Source organism: Faecalibacterium sp. An192, from assembly GCF_002160175.1.
GTDB lineage: Bacteria > Bacillota > Clostridia > Oscillospirales > Ruminococcaceae > Faecalibacterium.
The window spans coordinates 30,601-55,922 of the sequence record NZ_NFKB01000010.1 but is presented as its reverse complement, the minus strand read 5'-3'; the positions used below and the strand labels follow the sequence as shown (position 1 = coordinate 55,922).

The following is a 25,322-nucleotide window of genomic DNA, read 5'->3' as shown; positions in this document are numbered from 1 at the left end:
ACAACAAAAAACATTTCAAGCTGAGCTTTGAGAGAGGAGCCATTTTTATGAGCAAGATTATTGGTATCGACCTTGGTACTACGAATAGCTGCGTTGCCGTGATGGAAGGCGGCGAGCCCGTCGTCATCCCCAACGCGGAAGGTGCACGCACCACCCCGTCTGTGGTGGGCTTCACCAAGACCGGCGACCGCCTGGTGGGCCAGGTGGCAAAGCGCCAGGCCATCACCAACCCCGACAACACCGTCTCGTCCATCAAGCGTAAGATGGGCACCAACGAGAAGGTCACCCTGGACGGCAAGGAGTACACTCCCCAGCAGGTCAGCGCTATGATCCTGCAGAAGCTGAAGGCTGACGCCGAGGCTTACCTGGGCGAGACCGTCACCGAGGCCGTCATCACCGTTCCCGCATACTTCAACGACAGCCAGCGTCAGGCCACCAAGGACGCAGGCACCATCGCCGGCCTGAACGTCCGCCGCATCATCAACGAGCCCACCGCCGCATCTCTGGCCTACGGCATCGACAAGGAAGAGGACCAGAAGATCATGGTCTACGACCTGGGCGGCGGCACCTTCGACGTCTCCATCATTGAGATGGGCGACGGCGTCACCGAGGTTCTGTCCACCAACGGCGACACCCACCTGGGCGGCGACGACTTCGACCAGCGCATCATCGACTGGATGGCAGACGCTTTCCAGACCGAGAACGGCATCGACCTGCGCAAGGACAAGATGGCTGCCCAGCGCCTGAAGGAGGCCGCTGAGAAGGCCAAGATCGAGCTGTCCAGCGCCATGACCAGCCAGATCAACCTGCCCTTCATCACCGCCGACGCCACCGGCCCCAAGCACCTGGATATGACCCTGACCCGCGCCAAGTTCAACGAGCTGACCGCAGATCTGGTTGACCGCACCATGACCCCCGTCCGCAAGGCTCTGGCTGACGCCGGCCTGCGCGCTTCCGACCTGAAGAAGGTCCTGATGGTGGGCGGCTCCACCCGTATCCCCGCCGTCTACGACGCCGTCAAGAAGGAACTGAACTGCGAGCCCTTCAAGGGCATCAACCCCGACGAGTGCGTGGCCGTGGGCGCTGCCATCCAGGGCGGCGTTCTGCAGGGCGACGTCAAGGGCCTGCTGCTGCTGGATGTCACCCCGCTGAGCCTGGGCATTGAGACCCTGGGCGGCGTCTGCACCAAGATCATCGAGCGCAACACCACCATCCCCACCCACAAGAGCCAGGTCTTCTCCACCGCCGCTGACAACCAGCCCTCGGTTGAGGTCAACGTCCTGCAGGGCGAGCGTGAGTTTGCCCGCGACAACAAGAGCCTGGGTGTGTTCCACCTGGACGGCATTGCACCGGCTCCCCGCGGCGTGCCTCAGATTGAGGTCACCTTCGATATCGACGCCAACGGCATCGTGAAGGTCAGCGCCAAGGACCTGGGCACCGGCAAGGAGCAGAACATCACCATCACCGCTTCCACCAACATGTCCAAGGACGACATCGACAAGGCTGTCAAGGAAGCCGAGCAGTATGCCGCTGAGGACAAGAAGAAGCGCGAGGAAGTAGACATCCGCAACGGCGCCGACCAGATGGTCTTCCAGACTGAGAAGATGCTGAAGGAGAACGGCGACAAGCTGCCCGCCGACGTCAAGAGCGAGGCCGAGAGCAAGCTGGCCGACCTGAAGAACACCCTGCAGTCCGGCAGCATCGACGACATCAAGGCCAAGCAGGAGGCTCTGAGCCAGGTGTTCGAGCGGATGTATCAGTCCGCCGCAGCCGCCCAGCAGGCCGCCGGCGCCAACCCCGGCCCCGATGCTGGCAGCAGCAACAGCAGCAACCAGGCCAACGATGACGGCGTCGTGGACGCCGACTTCAAGGAAGTCTGAGAATAAAATGCACTGACACCCCGGCCAAACCGGCGGGGTGCACAGGCTGAAAGGAGGGCGCGGCCTCTGGCCGCAGCCCCTGGACATGGCAAAGCCGCTCCGGTTTTCCCCGGGGCGGCATTTGCCGGTTTTAGAGCCAGCGCGGCTGGCAGGCGAGAGGTGAGTGGAAATGGCACAGGAGAAACGTGACTATTACGAGGTCCTGGGTGTGTCCAAGACGGCCACGGACGAGGAAATCAAAAAGGCCTACCGGAAGCTGGCCCTGAAGTACCACCCGGACTACAACCCCGGCGACAAGACCGCCGAGGAAAAATTCAAAGAGATCAACGAGGCCCACGAGGTCTTGTCCGACCCCGACAAGCGCAAGCGCTATGACCAGTTCGGCTTTGCGGGCGTCGATCCCAACTACGCAGCCAGCCAGGGCGGCGCAGGCGGTTTCGGCGGCTTCGGCGGGGTGGACCTGGGCGACATCTTTGGGGATATTTTCGGCGGCGGCTTCGGCGGATTCGCCGGCGGCGGCGCCCGCTCCAACCCCAACGCCCCCCGCAAGGGCCAGGACATCCGGGTGCGGATCACCCTGAGCTTTGACGAGGCGGTCCACGGCTGCAAGAAGAACATCACCATCACCCGGCAGCAGACCTGTACCGAGTGCAATGGTTCCGGCGCAGCCCCCGGCACCACCCCCGAGGTGTGCCCCGACTGCAACGGCCGCGGCTACACCGTCCAGCAGCAGCGGACCCCCTTCGGCGTGATGCAGAGCCAGCAGCCCTGCACCCGCTGCGGCGGCAAGGGCAAGCTCATCAAGACCCCTTGCAAGGTCTGCCATGGCAGCGGCCGTGTGGCCACCAAAAAGACCCTGGAGGTCAATATCCCCATGGGTATTGACGACGATCAGAGCATTGCGCTGCGGGGCATGGGCGATGCCGGCACCAACGGCGGCCCCGCCGGTGATGTCATCGTGATGGTCACCGTCCGGCCCGACGACCTGTTCCAGCGGGACGGCTACGACGTCTGGGTCACCATCCCCATCACCTTCAGCCAGGCGGTTCTGGGCGACAACATCACCGTCCCCACCATCGACGGCAAGGTGGAGTACAACCTGCCCGAAGGCACCCAGAGCGGCACCACCTTCCGGCTGCGGGGCAAGGGCATTCAGTATCTGAACGGCCGCGGCCGGGGCGATATGTACGTCAAGTGCGACGTGGAAATCCCCAAGAAGCTGAACAAGACCCAGCGGGAGGCCCTGAAGAAGTTCGAGGGCACCCTGAAGGAGGACAACTACGAAAAGCGGAAGGGCTTCTTCCGCAAGCTGAAAGACATTCTCAACAAGTAATCCCCCAAGATCTCAAAGACCCCGAAAGGCAGCGATGCCCTTCGGGGTCTTTTTTGCAGGGGTTTGCAGGCCCTGGAGGGGCCTTTGGGTCAGGGGCGGGACTTTTCCCGTCCAAACCAAAGCGCCCCCTCCAGGCCGCCGGACAGGGCGCAGGGAAGGGGGCTGGCCCCCAGCAGCAAAGCCGGGGCCTATGCCGGCCCTCTGCGGCGGCTGCAGCGCGGCGGCACCGGGGGCTCGAAAGCATAAAAAGAGGGCGGCGGCCCCGCCCCGAAGGGAGGACCGCCGCCTGTTTAGGTCTTTGGTGGAATTGCAGAGGTTAGACGGTGGCGAATGCGACAGCCGACACAACCCAGCCCAGGGGGCTGCCGATGGAAGCGGCAGTAGCCAGAACGCTGCGGACGCAGTTCAGGACAGAGGTGGTGGTGTAGTTCAGCCAGGTGTCAACGCCCTTCTCCAGGTCGGTGCCGATGTTGCCGGTCTTGTTAGCAGCATACCAGCGGCGAGCGCCCAGCAGCTGATCGATCCAGTTGTACAGAAGCAGGCCGCTAACAGCCAGGGAGATGCCGCCGCTGATCAGAGCAGCAACGCTACCAGCGTCAGCGCCGCCGGTGGTATAGGTCATCTCGTCTTCCGTCATGAGGTTGTAATTAGCGGGCATACGAACGGTCATTTCCATAATGATGCTCCTTTTCTTTGCAAAGATTAGGCTATTGTGAACGGTACATTCCAGCCTTCGACTGGATGAGAGTTCCAGCAGAAATGCAACCGTTTGCAAACCAAATCAGGTGAAGATCAGCAGCGGGATGCTCAGGGGCCACAGGCCCACCACCGCAACGGCCGCCACCAGATCACGGGTAAAGTACGACAGCGACTTGGACATATCCGCGCCCAGGTCATCCACTGCCCTGCCCAAAATGGTGAAAATGTTGCCCTCCGCGTTGTCATCCAGCCAGCGGTTGGCCTGCTGGATGCCCCAAATGTAGCTGGTCGCCAGCACGGCAACGCCCACAATGGTGGCGATGGTGCCCATGGCATTGATGGCAGAGGCGGTGGTGTCCACCACGCTGTCCACAGCGTTGCCGACACTGTCCACAATACCGCCGCCAGTCAGGTAGACCATCTCGTCCTGTGCAACCGGGGCGAAATGTTCCGGGTAACGGATCGCATCTTTCATAGGTCAAATCTCCTTTGCTGATCGGATACCGGCGGGTTTTCACCTGCCCGCAAAACAGATTCTCCCACACCTTTTGGGTTCAATCCCATTTTACCACATTGTGAGAGAATGCTCAAGAGTTTCCTTGAAAAAAGTGTGAAATTTAGGCGGTTTTCATAATATTGTATAGCATTCTTTGTGGAAAGACGCCCCGTCTCGATTTTTTCACCCTTCAATCCCGGCCCGGTACAGGTAGGGATCGCTCTTGAAACTGTCAAAACTGTACAAAACCAGAATCTGGTCATAGTCGTTCTGGTCAATCAGGGTATCCAGGCCGTAGTTGTAGTTCCGCAGGTCCACCACGTCGATGTCGGCATAGTTTGCGGTCAGGAAGGGGACAAAGGAGTTGGCATAGCTGTCCTTGATAACCAGAATGCTGCCCTCGCCGTCGCCCTCCACCCGGCTCATGCCGTTGTTTCCGTGGAGGAAGGCCGCATATTTGTCGTAGACCTCCAGCTTGGACAGATCGTACAGGCCGGTGGTGTTGCCCGCCTCGGGCATGCCGGGCCCCGTGACGGTATAGATGGTCAGGGAGTTGTCCAGCTGGTAATAGGTCAGGGTGTCGGGCTGGGCGTTCCAGGTGCGGGCCCGGGAATAGAAGGTGCCGTAAAAGTCGGGCACTTCCACCGCCTGGTGGGCCGACAGGTCAAAGGGCGTCAGGCCCAGCAGGCTGCACAGATGGCTGTAGGCATAGTAGGCGCCCTGGGTGGTCCAGTGGTGGTCGGTGCGATAGTAGATATACTCGTCCCGGTGGTCGGACAAAGTCTGCGCCACCGACACGAAGGTGCCGCCGGCCTCCTCCACCGCCGTCTGAATCTGCTTCAGATAGACGGTTTCGTCCAGCAGGGGGGTGCCCACCGGCACCCGCTCGGGGTAGATGGTGGCCGCCGAGGGCACCACCATGGTATAGACCTTGCCGGGATAGCGGGAGGCCAGGGAGGTCACCGCGGCGATGTTCCGGGGCAGGGTCCGCTCCTCGCTGGACACCAGGCCGAAGGTCCGGTTGATCATCTGGCCCTCGTCCCCCAGCAGAACGCCGCCGCTCTGGGTCTTTTGGAACAGGGCCGTCTCCACAAAGCTCTGGAGGCTGATCCAGCCGTCGCGGCCGGGAATCTGGTCCTTGGTGTACTGGGTGTAGTTGCTGAAAAACTGGTTCAGGCCCTTGGCCGTCAGCAGCTGGGTGGTAATGGCGGGGCGCTGGGTCAGAGTGGTGTTTTCCAGCTCGCTGACCTGACGGTCAGGGGTCAGCAGGTCCAGCACAAACACGCCCACAAAAAAGACGCTGAACAGGATCAAAACCGGGTAATGGATCAGCCCGCCGCGTTTTTTCTTTTGTTCCATGGTGCGGCCTCCTTAGAAGTTGAAGTAGAGGAAGGGGCTGTTGGTGCTGCCCACCACATAGGCGGTGGAGACCACCAGCAGCAGGGCCACCGTCAGCACCCTTGTCCAGTTCCGCCGTTTGAGCAGGTCCCAGACCTTCCCGATGAGGGGGGTGCAGCAGATGGCCGACACCACCAGCAGGACGCCGTAGTTCCGGAGGAAGTACACCGGCGACACGCCGCCCGAGGGGATGAACAGCTTCTGGAACAGCAGGCCGAACTGGACGCCGGCGTCGTTGCCCACAAACATGGCCCAGCCCACCACCACAAAGAACAGGGTGTAAATGTGGGGCCAGATTTTGCCCTTTTGCAGGTATTTCAGGAGGAACAGCTTTTCCACCGCCAGCAGGACGAAATAGTACAGGCCCCAGCAGATGAAGTTCCAGTTGGCGCCGTGCCAGATGCCGGTGAGCAGCTCCACGATGAACAGGTTGAGGATCTGACGTTTGAGGCCCTTGCGGTTGCCGCCCAGGGGGATATACACATACTCCCGGAACCAGCCCGACAGGGTCATATGCCACCGCCGCCAGAACTCGGTGATGGAGGCGGAAATATACGGATAGTTGAAGTTCTGGGGGAACTCAAAGCCCATCATCTTGCCCATGCCGATGGCCATCATGGAGTAGCCCGAGAAGTCAAAGTACAGCTGGAAGCTGTAGGCCAGGATGCCCAGCCACACCAGCGGGGTGGAGGCATTGGCCAGGCCCACAAAGGTCACCGAGGCGTCGTCGGCGATGCCGATGATATCGGTCCAGAGGGCGCCGATGGCGTCGGCCAGCAGCACCTTTTTGGCCAGGCCGAAGGTGAAGATGGTCACGCCCTCCTCAATCTGGGCCAGGGAATAGCGGTGCTTGTAGACGTGGAGCTGGGCGGCCACATCCCGGTATTTGACGATGGGACCGGCGATCAGCTGGGGGAACATGACCACATAGGCGCCGAAGTCGATGATGTTCTTTTCGGCCGGGACGTTCCGCCAGTAGACGTCGATGGTATAGGACAACGTCTGGAAGGTGTAGAAGCTGATGCCCAGGGGCAAGACGCTGATGCCCTCGATGGGGGCAAAGCTTGTCCCCAGCAGGGCGTTGGCGCTTTCCAGCACAAAGTTGGTGTATTTGAAGTAGAACAGCATCCCCAGGCTGCCCACCAGGGCCACCGCCAGGAGGATTTTCCGCCCCAGGGGGCGGCGGTCAAAGAGGGCGATCCCCAAACCGCACAGGTAGTTGATGAGGATCAGGCCCAGCATCACCGGGAAAAACCGGACTTCGCCCCAGCAGTAGAACACCAGGCTGCACAAAAACAGGACGGTGTTCTTGGCCCGGGCGGGGGCAATATAATAGGCCGCCAGGGTAAAGGGCAGAAAATGAAACAGGAAGATGATCGAACTGAATATCAAGGCCGTATCTCCTTACCAGCAGGGTGGGTGTGGGGCCATTCTCGTGAGAACGCCTGGGTCAAATAAGAGCCGATGCCCCAGAGGCATTGGCTCAGGGACTACAGCAGATTTCCCGCCGGGCAGGGCCCGGGCGCCGGTCACGGCGGCCCGAACCCCATCGCGGGGGCAAAATCTTACTGTGCGTATCCGTTCATCACGTCGTCCACGGCCTGACCCAGGTCAGCGGTGGCCTCATTGGAGGCGATGACCATGACCACCAGGTTATCCCGGCCCGAGATCACTGCGTTTTCCACGTTGCTCTGGGCCTGGGCAAATTCAGAGTAGTTGCCGTAGAAGGCCACCTGGTCCTCCTTGTAGGTCTGCAGCTGCTCGCAGATGGCCTCGGACTTGCCGGCGGCGGGCTGGATCACCAGCACCAGGCCGGCGTCGCCGTTGTCATTGCTCTTGATGCCCTTGTAGCTGGCCACGTCCTCGGCCGCCAGGCCGAAGTCGTACTCGATGTTCATGGCCGAGATCTCAAACTGATTGGAGATGGGGTTGGCCTCCAGCAGCTGGTCCGCAATGGCCGACAGCTGGTCGGAACCGTTTTCCGCATTGTTCGGAGCGGCCGTGCCCGCATCATCGGTGCGGGCCTCGCCGGCGGCGGAGGAGGCGGGGGCAGACGCCGCCGAGCTGGCGGTGCTGCTGGCATCATCGGAAGATCCGCCGCAGCCTGCCAGCAGGGCAGCGCAGAGAATCAGTGCAGTCAACGAAAACAAGAAATTACGTTTCATCATAATATTTCCTTTTCCTTCTCTCGATTGTATCGTTGGTGCGCCCGGGGCGCAGCGCTACGCATACAGGTTTTTGCAAACCATGATTATCTTATCATATCAAACTGCAAAATGCAATCCGGGCCAAAACTTTCACACCCCGTTTCCAGGGTCTTTACACCGCCGCGGCGATCTTCTGCAGCTCGGCGATATACTCCTCAAAAACCAGCCCGCTTTCGTTGATTCGGGCGGCGTTTTCGGGGCCTACATAGCGCCAATGCCAGGGCTCATAGGTGATCTCGGTGACGGCCTCGGCCTCTTCTCCCTTGGGGTAGCGGAGGATGAAGCCGTACTGTTCGGCGTGCTCGCACAGCCAGGCAAAGGCGGTGGTGTTCTCAAAGCCGGTGTCCAGGTCGGTGAAGTCGGGGCAGTTCAGGTCGGCGGCCAGGCCGCAGTTGTGCTCGGAATATCCCGGAGGGTTGACGATGCCGGCGGCCAGCTCCCGGGCGGTGGCTTCATCGTAGCCCTGGTTCAGGTACTGCTGGGTTTTGTTGTTGTACAGGGTGGTCTGGTAGGACACGCTCCGGTAGCCGCTCTGCATCCAGATGGTGACGCCGTCGGCGGCTGCCGCGGCCTGCATCTCCAGGAAGGCGTCGGCGGCCTCGGTCTGAAGGGTCTTGTTGATGGCGGTGGCCGAGCCGCACTCCTTGGTGTCGAAGGTGTAGTCCTCCGGCATGGGGGAGTCGTGGTTCACCAGCACCATCCGGGAATCGTTCAGCATGGCCTGGGCCTCGGCGGCGGTGAGGCCCAGAGCGTTCTGGGGCACTGCCGGGGCCGAAGAAGCGGCCTGGGAAGAGGAGGATGCCGCCGGGCTGTTGGAGCCGGACGCCGCCGAGCCGGCGGGCAGGGTGCTGCTGGCCGGGGTGGTGGTGGAGGCACTGGACGCGGCGGCCTGCATCCGGGTGACGGCGAAGGAGACGCCTCCTGCCACCAGGGCCAGGGCACAGAAAAAGACGGTGAGGCGCCGGGCCGCACGGCGGCGGCGACGGCGGCGAATTTCGGCCCGGGTCAGTTTGCGGCGCGGGCGGTGGGACGGATCATTGGGCATAGGAGCCATAGGCTGCTGCATACAAAAGACCTCTCTGTTCTGAAATGTAGAATCTGGTATAATCACGCCGCACCCCGGGCAGACTATCTGCCAAACAGACGAGTGAGGCGAACGGTTTTATGCATCTGTCAAGCGAGGAATACGCCCGCCGGGTTCAGCAGGCCGGGCCGCCGTCCCCTATAGTGCGGGACTGCCTGTGGGCCTTCTGCGTGGGCGGAGGCATCTGCCTGCTGGGGGAATGGTTCCGCCAGCGGTATCTGGCGGCGGGTGCCGACCCCGACACCGCCGGCACCCTCACCAGCTGCACCCTGATCCTTTTGTCGGGGCTGTGCACCACCCTGGGGTGGTACCAGAAGCTGGCGGCCCGGGCCGGGGCGGGAAGTCTGGTGCCCATCACCGGCTTTGCCAACTCGGTGGTCAGCGCGGCCATTGAGTTTCAGTCCGAGGGCCGGGTCACCGGCACCGGGGCCAAGATGTTCACCATCGCCGGGCCGGTGATTGTCTACGGCACGGCGGCCTCGGCGGTGTACGGGCTGGTTCTGTGGCTGGCGGGCCTCATATAGAGGATACGTCCAGTGGATGGAAAATATTGCAAAAACAAGGCGAGAGATTTGATTTTCTCCGCCCTGGGAAACATCCGAAAGGAGTGGGGCATTCCATGGCGCAGCGGCATGGCGACACCCTGATTTTCTCCGCGCCGCCGGTCATCGCGGCGCACGCGGCGGTGGGCGGCAAAAAGGAGAGCCGCAGCCCTCTGGCCGAGGGCTTTGACGAGCTGAGCCGGGACAACCGCCTGGGCCAGAAAACCTGGGAGGCGGCCGAAAAGGTCCTGCAGCTGCGGGCCGCCCGGCTCTGCCTGCAAAAGGCGGGGGCCGCCGAGCGGTCGGTGAACCTGGTTCTGGCGGGGGACCTGCAGGCCCAGTGCACCGCCTCCAACTACACCATGCGGGAGCTGGACATCCCCTTTGCGGGGGTGTTCGGGGCCTGCAGCACCATGGCCGAGGCCCTGGGTCTGGGGGCCGCCCTCTGCGCCGGCGGGATGGCCGAGGGAATCCTGGCCATGGCGTCGGGGCACTTCTGCGCCGCCGAGCGGCAGTTCCGCACCCCTCTGAGCTACGGCGCCGTCCGCACCCCCACCTCCCAGTGGACCGCCACCGCTGCGGGCTGCTGCCTGCTGCGGCCGGCAGGGCCGGGGGTTCTGATCCGGGCCGCCACCTTTGGCCGGGTTCAGGACTACCGGGTGCGGGACATCAACAACATGGGGGCCGCCATGGCCCCGGCTGCCGCCGCCACCCTGCTGCACTATCTGGCCGACACCCACACCCAGCCCGCCGCCCTGGACTGCATCTACACCGGGGACCTGGGCCGGGTGGGCAGCGATCTGCTGGCCCAGCTGCTGGAAGCCGAGGGCATCGGCCCCTACCATCACGAGGACTGCGGCTGTCTGCTCTACGGCTCGGACCCCCAGGTCCACAGCGGCGGCTCGGGGCCGGGCTGCTGCGCCAGCGTCCTGTCGGCCCACATCCTGCCCCGGCTGGAATCGGGCGAGCTGAAACGGGTGGTGTTCATCGCCACCGGGGCCCTCATGAGCCAGACCACCTTTCTCCAAAAGGAGAGCATCCCCGCCATCGCCCATCTGGTGGAGCTGGCCGCCCCCGCCGCAGCACAGGAGGAATGAACATGCAATACGTCTGGGCCTTTCTGGTGGGGGGCAGTCTCTGCGTCATCGGGCAAATCCTCATCGACCGCACCAGCCTGACCCCCGCCCGCATCCTCACCGGCTATGTGGTGGCCGGGGTGATTTTGTCGGCTCTGGGGCTGTACGGCCCTCTGGCCGAGCTGGCGGGCAGCGGTGCCACCGTCCCCCTGCTGGGCTTTGGCCATCTGCTGGCCAAGGGCGTCCGCCAGGCGGTGGAGGAACAGGGCCTGCTGGGCTGCCTCACCGGCGGCCTGCAGGCGGGGGCTGCCGGTATCGCCGCCAGCCTCCTCTGCGGGCTGATCTTTTCCCTCATCGGGAAAAGCCACGACCAAAACTAATCACAGCATCGACATACAGCGCCCCTTTTTTCCGTCCGGCTGCGCTATGCTGGGAGGAAAAAGGGGGTTTTTACATATGAGGAACATCCGTTCGGTCTGCCGTTATGCCGCCGGGGCGCTGCCCTGTCTGCCCTCCCTGTACTGGGCCGCCGGGGGACTGGCCCGGGCCTTTGGGGGCGGGGAACCGGGCTTTGGGCCTGCCGCTCTGCTGCTGGCCGGCCTGGTCTGCCTGGGGTACGCTCTGGGATGGCTGTTTTGCCCCGAAACCGCCGTTCCGGCCGGGCCCGACGGCCTGCTGGAAAACCCCGCACAAACAACAAAAGCCCTCCTGCCGAATACATGGCGCGGAGAGCTTTGCTCGTCAATCGTATCGAACCAGTCGTGAACGGCTTTAGACGGCCTTGTTGGCGCGCTTGGCCAGACGGCTGATCTTGCGGGACGCGGTGTTTTTCTTCAGCACGCCTTTGGCGCGGGCCTTGTCGATCGCGGAAACAGCAGCCAGGACAGTTGCGTCCTTGTCAGCGGCTTTGGCATCGATGGCAGCGTTTGCCTTCTTGACGACTGTTTTCAGGTTGGTCTTAATGGCCTTGTTGTGAGCCTGCTCTGCAGCAGCCTGCACGACGCGGTCCTTCTGAGATTTGATGTTAGGCAATTCGTTCCACCTCCTTGGCTACCTATAACAGCGCATCTTATGATACCATATTCGCCGCATCTGCGCAAGCTTTTTTTGAAATTTTGTTTGAAAAAAATTTTTTTGCCCACACTTTGGCCAGAACAAGGCCTCCCAGAGGGCCAAAGGAGGGCACAATATGCGATCTACCGACATGGCAGACGAGCTGTTCGGCGCCCGGCAGGAGGCCGGCAGCGCCGCCGGGGTGCGTCTGGCCACCATGCGCCAGGGCGGGGTGGTGGTGACCCGGGTGGAGATTGCCCGGGACGGCCTGGCCCGGCCCCGGGGGCGCTACGTCACCCTGGAGACCCCCAGCGTCAGCCTGCTGGATGAGCGGGACAACACCGTCATTGAGCTGGCGGCGGCCGAGCTGGCCGCCCTGCTGCCCCCGGAAGGGCCGGTGCTGGTGCTGGGGATCGGCAACCGCCAGGTCACCGCCGACGCCCTGGGCCCCCGCACCGTCCAGCACGTTCTGGTCACCATGGGGGCGGGCCACGGCCTGCCCATCCGGGGCATCCGGCCGGTGGCGGCCATGGCGCCGGGGGTATCCCAGGCGGCGGGCATCAGCCTTCAGGCCCTGGCGGGGGCTTTGGTGCAGGCGGTCCGCCCCACCGCCCTGATCTGCGTGGACAGCCTCTGTTCCTCCGAGCCGGAGCGACTGGGCCGCACCATCCAGTTTTCCGACACCGGGCTGGCGCCCGCCAGTCCCGACAATCCCCGCCATCTGGACGCCGCCGCCCTGGGCCTGCCGGTGATTGCGGCGGGCATCCCCACTTTAATGGAAGCGGAGGAGAGCAAGGACCTGGTGGTCACCCCCCGGGCCCTGGACAGCGTCATCGCCCACGGGGCCGCCCTGCTGGGGGCCTCCATCAACCGGGCTTTGCAGCCCCGTCTCACCGTCAACCAGCTCTGCTGGCTGTCCAGTCAGGCATAACAGCCGCCCCGCCCGCATAGAACAGATAGTAAGTCATGCGGGAAGGGAGGCAAACGGATGCAGGAAAACCACCATGACCCCCAGGGCGGCCGCGCCGGTTCAGGGACAGGCTGGGCGGCGCTGGGGGCGGCTGCGGTGATGCTGGCCCTGACCCTGTGGGGGCGGGGGATTGCCCTGACGCTGGCGGGAGCCCTGGTGGGGCCGGTGCCCGCCCTGCGCACCGCCTTTGCCCTCAGTCCGGCGGGGCAGGCCGATTCCGCCGGGAGCACGGCGGACAGCATGGCGGCCTCCTCGGCGGCAGAATCCGTCCCCGACACCTCCATTGAGCAGTATCTGGTGGAGCTGACCCCCGACGACCAGAAGCCCGCCGACGCCGGCACCGTCATCGAGACATCCTACGGCCAGGGCAGCGGCGAAAAGTACATCGCCTGCGACGCCGGCACCATCAAGAACAACACCAGCGTCTCCTCGGCGGAGGTAGCCGCCGAGATCCAGAACCCGCTGCCCTTCAACGTGGAGCTGAACAGCGCCGATCCCCAGGTCCTCATCATGCACACCCACGCCACCGAGTGCTACCGGCCGGCGTCGGGGCTGTGGTTTGCCCCCGGAGACGGGGCCCGCACCACCGACCGGGCCAACAATATGTGCGCAGTGGGCCGGGTGATGGCCGACACCCTCAACGCCGCCGGCATCAACACCCTTCACGACGAATCCCTCAACGACTATCCCAGCTACACCGGCAGCTATTCCAACAGTCGGGCGGTGGTGCAGCAGTATCTGGCCCAGTACCCCAGCATCAAGGTGGTGCTGGACGTCCACCGGGACGCCATCGAAAACGACGCCGGGGCCCGGATGGCTCCGGTGGTGGAGATCAACGGCCGCAAGGCCGCCCAGGTCATGCTGATCTGCGGCTGCGACAACGGCTCCACCGTCTCGCTGCCCAACTGGCGGCAGAATCTGCGGTTTGCCGCCGCCTGGGAATCCGCCATGGAGGGGATGTACCCAGGGTTCACCCGGCCGGTGCTGTTCAGCTACCGGTTCTACAACCAGGACCTGACCACCGGCAGCCTGCTGATTGAGATCGGCACCCACGGCAACAACCTCAACGAGGCCCTCTACGCCGGGCAGCTGGCGGCCAACGCACTGGCGTCCCTTTTTGGCGGCGCGGGTTGACAAACGTACGCAGTTATGCTATAGTGCCACTATCTGAAAAGCCTTGATCGGGAAAAGTACCTCCCCCCACGACGGCACAGAGAGCAGGCGTTGCTGAGAGCCTGCCCGCAGGGGAAGGGAACGAACACCCGGGAGCTGCAAACTGAACCCCGCCCCGCGGGCAGTAGGTGCGCCGCCCACCCCAGCGTTACCAGGGGAGTGCTTCGCCGCATGGGGCGGCGCGAGCATACGAGACCGGCCGCCGGCCGGTGAATTCAGGTGGCACCGCGGACATTACAAGACAGCTTGTTCGCCCTGGAATACGGGGAGAAAGCTGTCTTTTTACTTTTCAGGAGGTATCTTTATGGAACGCACCGAGATTGCATCCCTCTACCGCGAGACCCCTGCCGACGGCACCGTCCTGACCGTCTGCGGCTGGGCCAAGAACATCCGCGACAGCAAGAACATCGGCTTCATCGCCCTGTCGGACGGCGGCTGCTTCAAGACCCTGCAGGTGGTCTTTGAGGCCGCCAAGCTGGACAACTACGAGGAAGTGGCCCACGCCGGCCTCTACACCAGCATGCAGGTCACCGGCCGCCTGATCCTCACCCCCGGCGCCAAGCAGCCCTTTGAGCTGAACGCCGACTCCATCCAGCTGCTGGGCGCCTGCCCCTCGGAGGAGTATCCCCTGCAGAAAAAGAAGATGAGCATGGAGTATCTGCGCACCATGCCCACCCTGCGCCCCCGCACCAACACCTTCAACGCAGCCTTCCGGGTCCGCAGCGTGGCCGCCTACGCCATCCACCGCTTCTTCCAGGAGAACGGCTTTGTCTACTCCCATTCGCCCATCCTCACCGGTTCGGACTGCGAGGGCGCCGGCGAGATGTTCCGCGTCACCACCCTGGACCTGGACAACCTGCCCAAGACCGAGGACGGCCGCACCGACTACAGCGAGGACTTCTTCGGCCGTCCGGTGAACCTGACCGTCTCCGGCCAGCTGGAGGCTGAGGCCATGGCCATGGCCTTCGGCAAGGTGTACACCTTCGGACCCACCTTCCGCGCCGAGAAGAGCTTCACCACCCGCCACGCCGCCGAGTTCTGGATGATCGAGCCCGAAATGGCCTTCTGCGACCTGTCCGGCTACATGGACGTGGCCGAGGCCATGACCAAGTACGTCATCCGCTATGTGCTGGACAACTGCCCCGATGAGATGGACTTCTTCAACAAGTTCATCGACAAGGGCCTCATCGAGCGCCTGGAGCTGGTGGCCGGCAGCGAGTTCGGCCGCATCACCTACACCGAGGCCATCGAGATCCTGAGGGAGAACAACAAAAAGTTCCAGTACCCGGTGGAGTGGGGCGTGGACATCCAGACCGAGCACGAGCGCTACCTGACCGAAGTGGTGTTCAAGAAGCCGGTCTTTGTCACCGACTACCCCAAGGAGATCAAGAGCTTCTACATGAAGCAGAACCCCGACGGCAAGACGGTGGCCGCAGCCGATATGCTGGTGCCCGGCATCGGCGAGCTGATCGGCGGCAGCCAGCGTGAGGAAGACTACGACAAGCTGGCCGCCCGCATGGACGAGCTGGGCCTGGACAAGGCCAGCTACGACTGGTATCTGGACCTGCGGCGTTTCGGCACCGTGGAGCACGCCGGCTTCGGCCTGGGCTTCGAGCGGATGCTGATGTACCTCACCGGCATCCAGAACATCCGGGACGTGCTGCCCTTCCCCCGCACCGCCTACGGCATGTAACCCATCTGTCACCCCGTCCGGCCTGTACGTCCATCACGTCCAGACCGGACGTTTCTTTTTTCATTTTGCACCATGGAGGACCACGCCTGTGGAAAACATTGCCCCCGCCCTTTTGGACTGGTTCAACCAGAACCGCCGCTCCCTGCCTTTCCGGGACGACCCCACCCCTTACCACGTCTGGGTCAGCGAGATCATGCTGCAGCAGACCCGGGTGTCGGCGGCGCTGCCCTATTATGAGCGGTTCATCGAGGAACTGCCCGACATCCCGGCCCTGGCCGCCTGCCCGCCCGAACGGCTGGACAAACTGTGGGAGGGCCTGGGCTACTACCGCCGGGTTCACAGCCTGCAGAAGGCCGCCCAGGTGGTATGCGAGCAGTACGGCGGCGCCCTGCCCGCCGACTACGACGCCCTGCTGGCCCTGCCTGGGGTAGGGCCCTACACCGCCGGGGCCATCGCCTCCATCGGCTTCGGGCTGGCGGCCCCTGCGGTGGACGGCAACGTCCTGCGGGTGTTCGCCCGGCTGTACAACGACCCGTCCCCCGTCACCGACGCCGCCGTCAAGCGGACCTTCACCCAGCGGGTGATGGCCCACCAGCCCCCCGACAACCCCGGGGACTACAACCAGGCTCTGATGGAGCTGGGCGCCCTGGTCTGCCTGCCCGGAGGCGAGCCTCTGTGCGGCCGGTGTCCTCTGGCCGATCTGTGCCAGGGCCGGAAGGCCGGCACCGCCCTGGAACTGCCCAAAAAGGCCGAGCCCAAGCCCCGCCGGGTGGTGCCGGTGACGGTGCTGCTGATCCGGCAGGAGGGGACCGGAGCCTGGCTGCTCCAGAAGCGGCCCGAGACCGGCCTGCTGGCCGGCCTGTGGCAGCCCCCGGCCCTGGAAGGGGTCTGTCTGGAGGGGCCCGACGCCGTCCGCCAGGCTGCCGCCGGGCTGGGTCTTGTGCCCGGCAGCGATGCGCCCCGGCCCCGGCCCGCCGCCAAGCACATTTTCAGCCATGTGGAATGGCACCTCAGCGGCTGGGTGATGACCCTGCCGGCTCAGCCCGCCCCGGAGGGCTGCGTCTGGGCCAGCCGGGAGGACCTGGAGGGCCGCTACGCCCTGCCCGGGGCCTTCAAGGCCTACCGCAAGGTGTTGCTGGGATAAATTTCCAGCCGGGCAGGGTGGAGCCTTGGGCAATATGGAATACTTTTCGGAGGCAGGCAACGGAAATTTTGTGGATTCCGGTTGTAATTTTGTCCGGCAGCGGGTATAATAGAGTTATTCCGGGGGCAGAACACTTCGGCCCCCGCCGGCTGGGAGGGTATTTCAAATGTCTCTCGTCATTCAAACTTCCATCCATATCTTTTCAGCACTGACTGGAATGCTGAAAATCGCGCTGTACCTTGTCTGCCGGTACAATGATTTGAAAAAACGCTTGATGCGTAAAAAGGAGAGTGCTCAACCTATGAAGAAATCCTGTCTGATCGCCGTCGTCGCTGCGCTGGCCGCCGTGGCTGGCGCCCTGGTCGCCGTGGCTGTCTATCTCCGCCGCCGCGAGAAGGAACTGGACGAATACGAGCGTCTGCTGTTTGGTGAGGACGAGGCCGTCCCCGCCGATGTCGATGACACCGACGCTGCCCCCGCCACCGAGGCTGTGGAGCAGGCCGACGAGGACACCGCAGAGTAAGTTTCGAAGGCTCTGCGCAGAAAATCTGCCAAGATGCATGCAGGGCGCACCGTGGAAGCCTTTGACCGGCTTCTGCTGGTGCGCCCTTTTTCTATCCCGCGCCGGATGCGGACGGCGGCGGGTGCTGTGAATCCAAACAGGAGGAATCAAGATGCAGATCGTGAAAAACATTCTGCTGTGGCTGGCGGGGGTGGTGCTGGGTGTGGCCGTCCTGCTGGGCGCCGTCATGGCCGCCAGCTATTCCTTTACCACCAGCGGCAGCCAGCCCGACCCGGCGGCCCAGTTCGGCGGGGCGGACCTGGAAGTCAACGGCAGCTGCTGGCAGGTGCCCCTGATCGGCGGGATGCTGGACAAGGCCTTTTATTCGCCCTCCACCCTGTCGGTCCAGAAGCTGGGGGTCCTCTACGACGCCCACCCCGAGCTGACCCTGCCCGAATGGGCCACCTCCGCCCAGCTGACCATCACCGCCGACGGCATGGGGGACGCCTATTATTTCCAGGGTGATATTTCCGAATACGCCAGCTTCCTCTACCCGTCCAACGGGGAGTACAAGGCCCAGCTGACGGTCTGGCGTCTGCCGGAGGGGATGACCCCGGCGGACTTCACCTGGCCCGCCGACGGCGCCATCCTCCGCAACACCGGCCTGGAACGGCCCTCCCGGGCATCGGGCTGCTATCAGTATTCCTTCCGGTTCACCATCCAGGCCTCGGCGGAGCTGGAACTGTCCTCCGAGCGGATCGAGCAGGGCGGGGTGGCCGCCCTGGAAATCAGCGGCATGGTGGGCAGCGAAAAGCCCCAGATCGAGACCGATCTGGGCAGCGTCCAGTGTGTCCGCAGCCCGGCGGGCTGGCGGTGCTACATACCGGCGGCCTACAACGCCTCGGCCGGCGGCCACGAAATCGCCGTCACCGTCAACGGCGAGACCCTCACCACCTCCCTGGTGGTCACCGCCAAGAACTTCGGCGAGGCGGAGGCCCAGCCCGACCCGCCCGCTCCCGACGGCGCCGGCGAGGAGTTCCGGAACGTGATCTGGTCCCTCTATGACGCCGAAGCCCGGGACAAGATGTGGCACGGGGCCTTCCTCTGCCCGCTGGAAAACTACACCGTCCTGCTGGACTACGGCCAGACCAAAGTCATGAGCGGAGCCCGGGCGGGCCAGTCCAACTCCACCTTGCTGTATGCGGTGCCGGGAGATGCGGTCCGCGCCCCCGCCGACGGGGTGGTTGTGGTGGCCCAGAACCTGGGCCTCACCGGGAACACGGTGGTCATCGACCACGGCTGCGGCCTGCGCAGCTATCTCTACGGCCTGGCGGACATCCACGTCAAATCCGGCCAGACGGTGAGCCGGGGCGACGCCGTGGGCCAGGTGGGGGAAACCCTCACCATGGACTTCAAGCTGGGCAGCAAGAGCATCAGCCCCTGGCCCCTGTTCCAGACCAGCGGCGGGCTGTTCTGGCTGGAATTTTAACGTACCTTCGCTCTGCAACCTGAGGTTGCGGAGCAGTTGGTGGACGCAACCGCTCCTTTTTTGTATCCTGGAACCACCGGAAAGGAGTTGATTCGATGCGCTTGGCAATAATCGAAATTGTGGTGATGCTGGGGTTTGGGCTGCTGTTTCTGGGCCTGTTTGTCACCCTGGTGGTCTTCCTCATCCGGGCCCTGCGGACCTACATCAAAAGCCACAGCCGGCCCCCGGAGAACCGGCAGGAAGCGGCCGCCGCCCCTTCCAAAACCCTAGCCCAGGCTTTGAAAGACCACCGCACCCGCTGCAAGCTCACCCAGGAATATGTGGCCGAAGCGGTGGGGGTATCCCGCCAGGCAGTGAGCAAGTGGGAGACAGGGGAGTCAGAGCCCACCATGTCCAATCTGACCCTGCTGGCCAAAGTCTACGGCGTCAGCCTGGCCCAGCTGCTGGAGGACGTGACGTAAAATCAGCGCAGCGGGCTGCTGCATGGGTTTCGGTGTCTGCGAAGCCCTGCGGCGGCCCGTTTTTTGCGTTCCAAGCCGCCCGGACGCGCAAAAAACTCCCCCGCCGGGTCTAGGGACGGGGGAGTCTTTTGTAAGGAGGAAAATCAGAAGGGAGTTTCTGTATTCCGGAAAATGGACCTGTAAAACCTGTTTTGGTGGGTTTTCAATGAAACTCAGTTGTTGGGGGTCTGCTCGCCCAGGGTGGCGGAGACGGTCAGCATCTGGCCGTTCCGGGCCACCGTGATGGAGATGGTGTCTCCGGCGGTGTGCTGATCCACGATCGATGTGACATCGTCGCGGGAGGCAATCTCCGCGCCGTCGATGCTGATGATCCGGTCGCCCGGCTCCAGGCCGGCGTTGGCGGCGCCGGAACCTGCGGCCACATCCACGATATAGATGCCGTAGGCCGACACGCCCAGCTGCTGGGCGGTGGACTCATCGGTGACAGCCACATAGGTGATGCCCAGATAGGGACGGCCGCTGACGTAGCCGTTCTCCAGCAGATCCTGGGCGATGTCGATGGCGGTGTTGATGGGGATGGCGAAGCCCAGGCCCTCAGCGCCCGAAGCTTCCGACTTGGCGTTGACAATGCCCACCAGCTCGCCGGCCATGTTGAACAGGCCGCCGCCCGAGTTGCCCGGGCTGATGCTGGCGTTGGTCTGGATCAGGGACAGATTCAGGATGGAGCCGTCGTTGTTCTCGATGGCCACATCGCGGTCCAGAGCGCTGACGATGCCGTTGGTGACGGTGCCGCTCAGATTACCCAGAGGGTTGCCCACAGCCACCACTTCTTCGCCCACCGCCAGGGCGTTGCTGTCGCCCACCACAGCGGGGGTCAGGCCCTCGGCCTCGATTTTCAGGACGGCCACGTCGCTGGCGGTGTCCGAGCCAATGACGGTGGCGGTGTAGTCCACGTCGTCGATGGTGACGGTGACGTTGGACGCGCCGTCCACCACGTGGGCACAGGTCAGAATATAGCCGTCGTCGCTGATGATGACGCCGCTGCCTGCACCCGACTCAACCTGGCGCTGGCCAAACCAGGACCAGTTGGAGTAGATCACTTCTTCGGTGGTGATGGGCACCACGCTGGGGGTGACCAGGGCCGCCACCTGGGCGGTGGACAGGTCGTCCCCGCCGGTGGAGGTGGAGGAGGCCAGCGCATTGCTGATCTGCTCCGACCGGTCGGAGGCCTGGATCACCAGACGGTGCTCGTTGCCCACCATGCTGCCCACGTAGCCGCCGGCAAAGCCCACCGCTGCGGCCAGCACCAGGGCCAGCACGCTGCGGAGCACCCGCCCGGCCCGGCCGCGCCGGGGTTTGCGGGGAGGCTCCTCCGGGTTGGGGACCGGACGGTAGTCGGGGGTGACGGGCGGCGGATTGCCACCGCCGTTGGCGTCGTACTGATTGGCGGCGTTGGTCCCGCTGCTGCCTACGTTGGCATAGCCGGTATCATTGCCGTTGCCGGAGGAATGGTAGAGGGAAGAATAGTCGTATTCCCATTTATTCTCGTTATCCATAGTTCAAATCATCCTTTCAGGGGGAGCGGAAAAGGGAAGGCGGGGGATAGGGTCTTGACCTTTCCCTTCTGGCTGATTATAGTGTAACCTGAAATTGTGAAAACCGCTTCATGCCGCCGTGAAGAAAATGTGAAATCCAGTCGTTTTCCGGCGCGGAGGCGGCCCCTGCTTGCATTCCCAAAGCAAGCCGCCCCAAAAGGAGGTCTTTATGCGCCTTGTTCAAACAGAGGAGGGCTTTGCCCTTTATAAAGAAAAGTCCGAGATCGGCCGCTGCGCCGTGGCCTCCAGCGGGCCCGAGACCCATATTTCGGCCCTGTGGATTGCGCCCGACTGGCGCCGCCGGGGCTATGGCTCCTATCTTCTGCGCCAGGTGCTTCACCAGCTGGGCGGCTATGACCGGGAGGCGGCCAGCTGTTTCACCGCGCCCCTGCCCGATGTGCCGGAGGAGGCTGCGTTTTGGGCCAAGTTTGACTTTGTGCCCCAAGGGGGCCGTCTGGTCCGCCGCCGCAAGCCCGACCTGACCGCCGTCCGGCTGGCCCAGGATTTTCTGGCGGGACACCTGGACCGGCCCCGTCTCCTGATCGACGCCACCTGCGGCAACGGGGGAGACACCGTCTTTCTCTGCCGTCTGGCCGGGGAGGAAGGGCAGGTGCTGGCCTTTGACATCCAGCCCGCCGCCCTGGACTCCACCCGGGCCCGGCTGGCCCGGGAGGGCATCCCCGAAAGCCGCTGCCGCCTGATTCTGGACAGCCACGCCCATCTTCTGGACTACGTCCAGCCCGGCACCGCCGACGGGGTGGTCTTTAACTTCGGCTGGCTGCCCGGCGCCGACCATTCGGTCCACAGCGGCGCCGACACCAGCATCCCGGCCCTGGAGGCCGCCCTCCAGGCCCTGCGTCCCGGCGGGGTGCTGTCGGCGGTGCTCTACAGCGGGGCGGTCATCGGGAACAGCGAGAAGCTGGCCGCCCTGGACTGGCTGGAAGCATTGCCTTTAACAAAGTATACGGTCCTGGTCTGCCGCTTCGCCAACTGGGCCGACACCGCCCCTCTGCCCTGTTTTGTCATAAAAAAGTAGTCCAGCCCCTTGCACCGGGGGCCGTTTTGGCGTAATATATATGTATGTGTGTTTTTTTAGGAACAGAATCCAACAGACAGGAGAACCACCCATGTAAATCCCGGTGCATCTCGAAGCTATGCAGCCTTTTTATAGAGATTGACAGAGAAAGACAAGAGGTACTATGACAAATCGCGAAGAAATCGAACGCCGCCGCACGTTCGCTATCATCAGCCACCCCGACGCAGGTAAGACCACTCTCACCGAAAAGCTCCTGCTCTACGGCGGAGCCATCAACCAGGCCGGCTCGGTCAAGGGCAAGCAGAGCGCCCGCCACGCCGTGTCGGACTGGATGGACATCGAGAAGCAGCGCGGCATCTCGGTCACCTCGTCGGTGCTGCAGTTTGATTACGCCGGCAAGTGCGTCAACATTCTGGACACCCCGGGCCACCAGGACTTCTCGGAGGACACCTACCGCACCCTGATGGCAGCCGACTCGGCGGTCATGGTCATCGACGCCGCCAAGGGCGTCGAGGCCCAGACCATCAAGCTGTTCAAGGTCTGCACCCTGCGGCACATTCCTATCTTCACCTTCATCAACAAGATGGACCGGGAAGCCCGGGATCCCTTTGAGCTGATGGAGAACATCGAGGAAATTCTGGGCATCAAGACCTTCCCCATGAACTGGCCCATCGGCTGCGGCAAGGACTTCAAGGGCGTCTTTGACCGGATGCGCCGCAAGGTCCTGGCCTTTGAGAGCGACGGCCGCGCCAACGGCGTCAAGAAGGTGGACGAGATCACCCTGGAACTGGGAGATCCCGGCCTGGACGAGCTGCTGACCCCCTATCTGCACCAGCAGCTGGTGGACGAAATCGAGCTTCTGGACGGCGCCGCCGAGGAGTTCGATCTGGACAAGGTTCTGCGGGGCGAGCTGAGCCCGGTGTTCTTTGGTTCGGCTCTGACCAACTTTGGCGTGGAGCCCTTCCTGCAGGAGTTCCTGCGTCTGACCCCCACCCCGCTGGCCCGTGTGGACAGCCTGACCGGCGAGGCCGTGGACCCCTGCCGCGAGGAGTTCTCGGGCTTCATCTTCAAGATTCAGGCCAACATGAACAAGGCACACCGGGACCGCATTGCCTTTATGCGGATTTGCTCGGGCAAGTTCGAGCGCGGCATGGACGCCTATCATGTCCAGGAGGGCAAGAACATCAAGCTGGCCACCGGCACCCAGCTGATGGCCCAGGACCGTGCCATTGTGGACGAGGCCTATGCGGGCGACATCATCGGCCTGTTTGACCCGGGCATCTTCTCCATCGGCGACACCTTGTGCACCGGCAAGAAGAAGGTGCAGTTTGCAGGCATTCCCACCTTTGCGCCCGAGCATTTTGCACGCATCGAGCAGAAGGACACCATGAAGCGCAAGCAGTTCGTGAAAGGCATGGAGCAGATCGCCCAGGAGGGCGCCATCCAGATTTTCCGCGAAGTGGGCGGCGGCATGGAGGAAGTTGTGGTTGGCGTTGTGGGCGTTCTGCAGCTGGAAGTGCTGGAGTACCGTCTGAACACCGAGTACAACGTGGAAATCCGGATGCAGCATCTGCCCTTTGAGCAGATTCGGTGGATTCAGAACGATCCCGACACCTACACGCTGCGGGATCTGGATCTGACCAGCGACACCAAGCCGGTGGAGGACATGCGCGGAAACCGTCTGCTCCTCTTCACCTCCGAGTGGGCTGTCCGCTGGGCCACCGACCACAACGAAGACCTCAAGCTCAGCGAATTCGGCAACATCGACACCTAAACCCCGCTTTTTCGAGAAAAAGCTTGGCAAAAAGCTTTTCACTGGGTACCATACACTCTGGCCGCTCTTTATAAAGTGACAGCGGGTTGCAGGCTATGCCGCGCTCACGTTACGTCCGGGCTGCGCCCGGGTACGATGCTAAGTTCGTCATAGACGGATTTTTTCTGTCCCTATGACAAAAACAGCCGAGTTGGTATTAAGCATCGGCGGCGACCGCATCCAGTGAATAAAGCAGGGAGCCGCGCCATCACCCCTTTTAATCCGCGGGTCGTGGCCGGCAGTGCTCTCCCTCTTTTAATCATAAGAAAATCCCCGCTCCGGTTGAACCGGACCAGATTGTGCGGACAGTACAAAAATCCCCCTAAAGTAGAATATTGGGATTTAGCAGGAGTGGCGCAGCGTCAAGGGCGCCACTCCTGTTTTGGTTTGGATTCGTTCGTGGTTATAAAACTGGATATAGCGGTCAATCATTTCGTTGGCCTCGGAGAATGTAGCAGGTTTGTGGCGGTAGATGCACTCCGTTTTGAGAATAGAGAAGAAATTTTCTGCCATTGCGTTGTCATACGGATTCCCGCGTCTTGACATCGAGGGAGTAATGCCGTATTCTTTAGTCAGGTTAAAGTACGCTTGGGAAGTATACTGAAACCCCTGGTCGCTGTGGAGCTGCAACTCTGCGGCGACCTTCTTCTTTTCTCTGCGCACTGCCTGGCGGATGGTATCCAGCACCAGGTTCACTGTTTGCTGGGTTGCAGTCTTGTAAGCCACAATGCTGTTATCATACAGATCTCGGATCATGGACAGGTACAGTACACCTTGTTTGGTCTGGATGTAGGAAATATCAGTCACCCATTTGCGGTTTGGCGCTTCAGCGTGAAAGTCCCGGTTGAGAAGGTTCTGGTACTTGTGCAGTTGCTGGCCCATCTGCTGCCAGCGTCTGCGGCGGCGGATTTCAGACAGCAAGCCGTATTTTTTCATAACACGCAGGATCGTTTTAGGGTTATGGCAGATTGCTTCACTGTTTTTCAGCCACTGCCACATTCTGCGATAGCCATATGTATGAAAACATTTGTCCTGCTGATTTCGAATTTTCTCTGCCAATGCGGCGTCTTTCTCGGGCCGGTTCAGATTCTTTACAAAGCTGTAATAGCCGCTTCTGGACACCGAAAAGAATCTGCACATGACAAGCACAGGGTACTTTTCTCTGTGACGGTAGATGACGGCATATTTTGCCTTTGCTCTCACTTCCTTCCTGTGGATTGCAGAAAATCCCGCAGCAACTCATTCTCCATTTGCAAACGTTTATTCTCCCGTTTATATTCTGCTAATGTTTTGGCTGGCTTTCGTCCACGTTGTTTGCGTATTCCCTGTATTTCTTTCTTCCGTTCTCGCTTCAGCAGGTCATGCACAGGCTGCTCTCCTTTTAGCCCTAAGGATTCTGCAACTTCTCTCTGACTCATTCCCTGCTCAAGCATTTGCTTGATCTGCGGCAGCAACTCCTGCACTTTCTGATATCTTCTGGACATACAATAACCCCCTGACGTAGTACTTTCATTGTCCTACTTCAGGGGGCTTTTGTCTATTGTCTGTTTTTACTGGTTCGCTTCAGGTTGGAACGGGGATTTTTTCGGGCTGTTTTCAATTTCCGTTTCAAGCGGGCGAGGATTTATTCCTTTTTCGCTTGAATCCTGCCACGCCGTCTCCGGCGGGACAGGGGAGA

The 25,322-nt window shown here is 62.4% G+C and carries 25 protein-coding genes; 15 read left to right on the top strand and 10 right to left on the bottom strand.

Annotated elements, in window-relative coordinates; genetic code table 11:
- Window positions 1-47 precede the first annotated feature (47 nt).
- A complete protein-coding gene (dnaK, locus tag B5F27_RS05050; protein ID WP_087365161.1) occupies window positions 48-1,880 on the top strand; it encodes a molecular chaperone DnaK in 1,833 nt (610 codons plus the stop codon).
- Between the two features lie 169 nt (window positions 1,881-2,049).
- The gene (gene dnaJ / locus B5F27_RS05045; RefSeq protein WP_087246089.1) at window positions 2,050-3,213 is read left to right on the top strand and encodes a molecular chaperone DnaJ; all 1,164 of its coding nucleotides are present in this window, start codon (window positions 2,050-2,052) and stop codon (window positions 3,211-3,213) included.
- Window positions 3,214-3,529: 316 nt separating this feature from the next.
- On the opposite strand, the gene B5F27_RS05040 is transcribed toward dnaJ, so the two are convergent.
- The 6 genes from B5F27_RS05040 to B5F27_RS05015 all read right to left on the bottom strand — a co-directional run bounded on the left by B5F27_RS05040 (window position 3,530) and on the right by B5F27_RS05015 (window position 9,079).
- A complete protein-coding gene (locus B5F27_RS05040) occupies window positions 3,530-3,889 on the bottom strand; it encodes a hypothetical protein (protein WP_087365159.1) in 360 nt (119 codons plus the stop codon).
- Between the two features lie 105 nt (window positions 3,890-3,994).
- Complete coding sequence (locus B5F27_RS05035; RefSeq protein ID WP_087246093.1) at window positions 3,995-4,387, bottom strand: hypothetical protein; 393 nt, start codon at window positions 4,385-4,387, stop codon at window positions 3,995-3,997.
- A gap of 204 nt (window positions 4,388-4,591) precedes the next feature.
- Complete coding sequence (locus B5F27_RS05030; RefSeq protein ID WP_087365157.1) at window positions 4,592-5,767, bottom strand: DHHW family protein; 1,176 nt, start codon at window positions 5,765-5,767, stop codon at window positions 4,592-4,594.
- Between the two features lie 12 nt (window positions 5,768-5,779).
- Window positions 5,780-7,198, bottom strand: a complete 1,419-nt coding sequence (locus B5F27_RS05025; protein ID WP_087365155.1) for an MBOAT family O-acyltransferase — start codon at window positions 7,196-7,198, stop codon at window positions 5,780-5,782.
- A gap of 173 nt (window positions 7,199-7,371) precedes the next feature.
- Window positions 7,372-7,974, bottom strand: a complete 603-nt coding sequence (locus B5F27_RS05020) for a DUF4358 domain-containing protein (RefSeq protein ID WP_087365153.1) — start codon at window positions 7,972-7,974, stop codon at window positions 7,372-7,374.
- Window positions 7,975-8,125: 151 nt separating this feature from the next.
- On the bottom strand, window positions 8,126-9,079 hold the full coding sequence (locus B5F27_RS05015) for a M15 family metallopeptidase (protein WP_242962086.1): 954 nt from the start codon (window positions 9,077-9,079) through the stop codon (window positions 8,126-8,128).
- A gap of 98 nt (window positions 9,080-9,177) precedes the next feature.
- Here B5F27_RS05015 and B5F27_RS05010 point away from each other — a divergent pair, with 98 nt between their 5' ends.
- The 4 genes from B5F27_RS05010 (at window position 9,178) to B5F27_RS04995 (ending at window position 11,480) form a co-directional block, all read left to right on the top strand.
- A complete protein-coding gene (locus B5F27_RS05010; protein WP_087365151.1) occupies window positions 9,178-9,621 on the top strand; it encodes a SpoVA/SpoVAEb family sporulation membrane protein in 444 nt (147 codons plus the stop codon).
- Between the two features lie 95 nt (window positions 9,622-9,716).
- Complete coding sequence (locus B5F27_RS05005; protein WP_087246103.1) at window positions 9,717-10,736, top strand: stage V sporulation protein AD; 1,020 nt, start codon at window positions 9,717-9,719, stop codon at window positions 10,734-10,736.
- Between the two features lie 2 nt (window positions 10,737-10,738).
- Window positions 10,739-11,095: a stage V sporulation protein AE gene (gene spoVAE / locus B5F27_RS05000; RefSeq protein ID WP_087246105.1), complete on the top strand. Its 357-nt coding sequence runs from the start codon at window positions 10,739-10,741 to the stop codon at window positions 11,093-11,095.
- A 76-nt stretch (window positions 11,096-11,171) separates the two neighbouring features.
- Window positions 11,172-11,480, top strand: a complete 309-nt coding sequence (locus B5F27_RS04995; RefSeq protein ID WP_087365149.1) for a hypothetical protein — start codon at window positions 11,172-11,174, stop codon at window positions 11,478-11,480.
- 6 nt (window positions 11,481-11,486) lie between these two features.
- Here B5F27_RS04995 and rpsT read toward each other — a convergent pair whose 3' ends face one another.
- On the bottom strand, window positions 11,487-11,747 hold the full coding sequence (gene rpsT / locus B5F27_RS04990) for a 30S ribosomal protein S20 (protein WP_087246109.1): 261 nt from the start codon (window positions 11,745-11,747) through the stop codon (window positions 11,487-11,489).
- 157 nt (window positions 11,748-11,904) lie between these two features.
- Between rpsT and gpr the strand changes: the two genes are divergently transcribed.
- The 7 genes from gpr (at window position 11,905) to B5F27_RS04955 (ending at window position 19,200) form a co-directional block, all read left to right on the top strand.
- Window positions 11,905-12,699, top strand: coding sequence for a GPR endopeptidase (gene gpr / locus B5F27_RS04985; protein WP_087365147.1), 795 nt, complete (start codon window positions 11,905-11,907; stop codon window positions 12,697-12,699).
- Window positions 12,700-12,756: 57 nt separating this feature from the next.
- Complete coding sequence (locus B5F27_RS04980; protein WP_087365145.1) at window positions 12,757-13,872, top strand: stage II sporulation protein P; 1,116 nt, start codon at window positions 12,757-12,759, stop codon at window positions 13,870-13,872.
- A gap of 343 nt (window positions 13,873-14,215) precedes the next feature.
- Window positions 14,216-15,604: an asparagine--tRNA ligase gene (gene asnS, locus B5F27_RS04975; protein WP_087365143.1), complete on the top strand. Its 1,389-nt coding sequence runs from the start codon at window positions 14,216-14,218 to the stop codon at window positions 15,602-15,604.
- 88 nt (window positions 15,605-15,692) lie between these two features.
- Window positions 15,693-16,748 carry an A/G-specific adenine glycosylase gene (locus B5F27_RS04970; RefSeq protein ID WP_204246539.1) on the top strand — a complete coding sequence of 352 codons (1,056 nt, stop codon included), beginning with the start codon at window positions 15,693-15,695 and terminating at the stop codon, window positions 16,746-16,748.
- 301 nt (window positions 16,749-17,049) lie between these two features.
- Complete coding sequence (locus B5F27_RS04965; RefSeq protein ID WP_087246117.1) at window positions 17,050-17,271, top strand: phosphatase; 222 nt, start codon at window positions 17,050-17,052, stop codon at window positions 17,269-17,271.
- A 151-nt stretch (window positions 17,272-17,422) separates the two neighbouring features.
- Window positions 17,423-18,739 carry a M23 family metallopeptidase gene (locus tag B5F27_RS04960; protein ID WP_242962085.1) on the top strand — a complete coding sequence of 439 codons (1,317 nt, stop codon included), beginning with the start codon at window positions 17,423-17,425 and terminating at the stop codon, window positions 18,737-18,739.
- A gap of 95 nt (window positions 18,740-18,834) precedes the next feature.
- On the top strand, window positions 18,835-19,200 hold the full coding sequence (locus B5F27_RS04955) for a helix-turn-helix transcriptional regulator (protein ID WP_087365141.1): 366 nt from the start codon (window positions 18,835-18,837) through the stop codon (window positions 19,198-19,200).
- 212 nt (window positions 19,201-19,412) lie between these two features.
- On the opposite strand, the gene B5F27_RS04950 is transcribed toward B5F27_RS04955, so the two are convergent.
- Window positions 19,413-20,756, bottom strand: a complete 1,344-nt coding sequence (locus B5F27_RS04950) for a trypsin-like peptidase domain-containing protein (protein ID WP_087365139.1) — start codon at window positions 20,754-20,756, stop codon at window positions 19,413-19,415.
- A 208-nt stretch (window positions 20,757-20,964) separates the two neighbouring features.
- Here B5F27_RS04950 and B5F27_RS04945 point away from each other — a divergent pair, with 208 nt between their 5' ends.
- Window positions 20,965-21,831, top strand: a complete 867-nt coding sequence (locus B5F27_RS04945; protein ID WP_087365137.1) for a GNAT family N-acetyltransferase — start codon at window positions 20,965-20,967, stop codon at window positions 21,829-21,831.
- 163 nt (window positions 21,832-21,994) lie between these two features.
- Window positions 21,995-23,605 carry a peptide chain release factor 3 gene (locus B5F27_RS04940; protein ID WP_087246125.1) on the top strand — a complete coding sequence of 537 codons (1,611 nt, stop codon included), beginning with the start codon at window positions 21,995-21,997 and terminating at the stop codon, window positions 23,603-23,605.
- A gap of 381 nt (window positions 23,606-23,986) precedes the next feature.
- Here B5F27_RS04940 and B5F27_RS04935 read toward each other — a convergent pair whose 3' ends face one another.
- The gene (locus B5F27_RS04935) at window positions 23,987-24,847 is read right to left on the bottom strand and encodes an IS3 family transposase (RefSeq protein WP_087365135.1); all 861 of its coding nucleotides are present in this window, start codon (window positions 24,845-24,847) and stop codon (window positions 23,987-23,989) included.
- Window positions 24,844-25,128: a hypothetical protein gene (locus B5F27_RS04930; protein ID WP_087365133.1), complete on the bottom strand. Its 285-nt coding sequence runs from the start codon at window positions 25,126-25,128 to the stop codon at window positions 24,844-24,846. Before B5F27_RS04930 ends, B5F27_RS04935 begins: the two co-directional genes overlap by 4 nt.
- Window positions 25,129-25,322 lie beyond the last annotated feature (194 nt).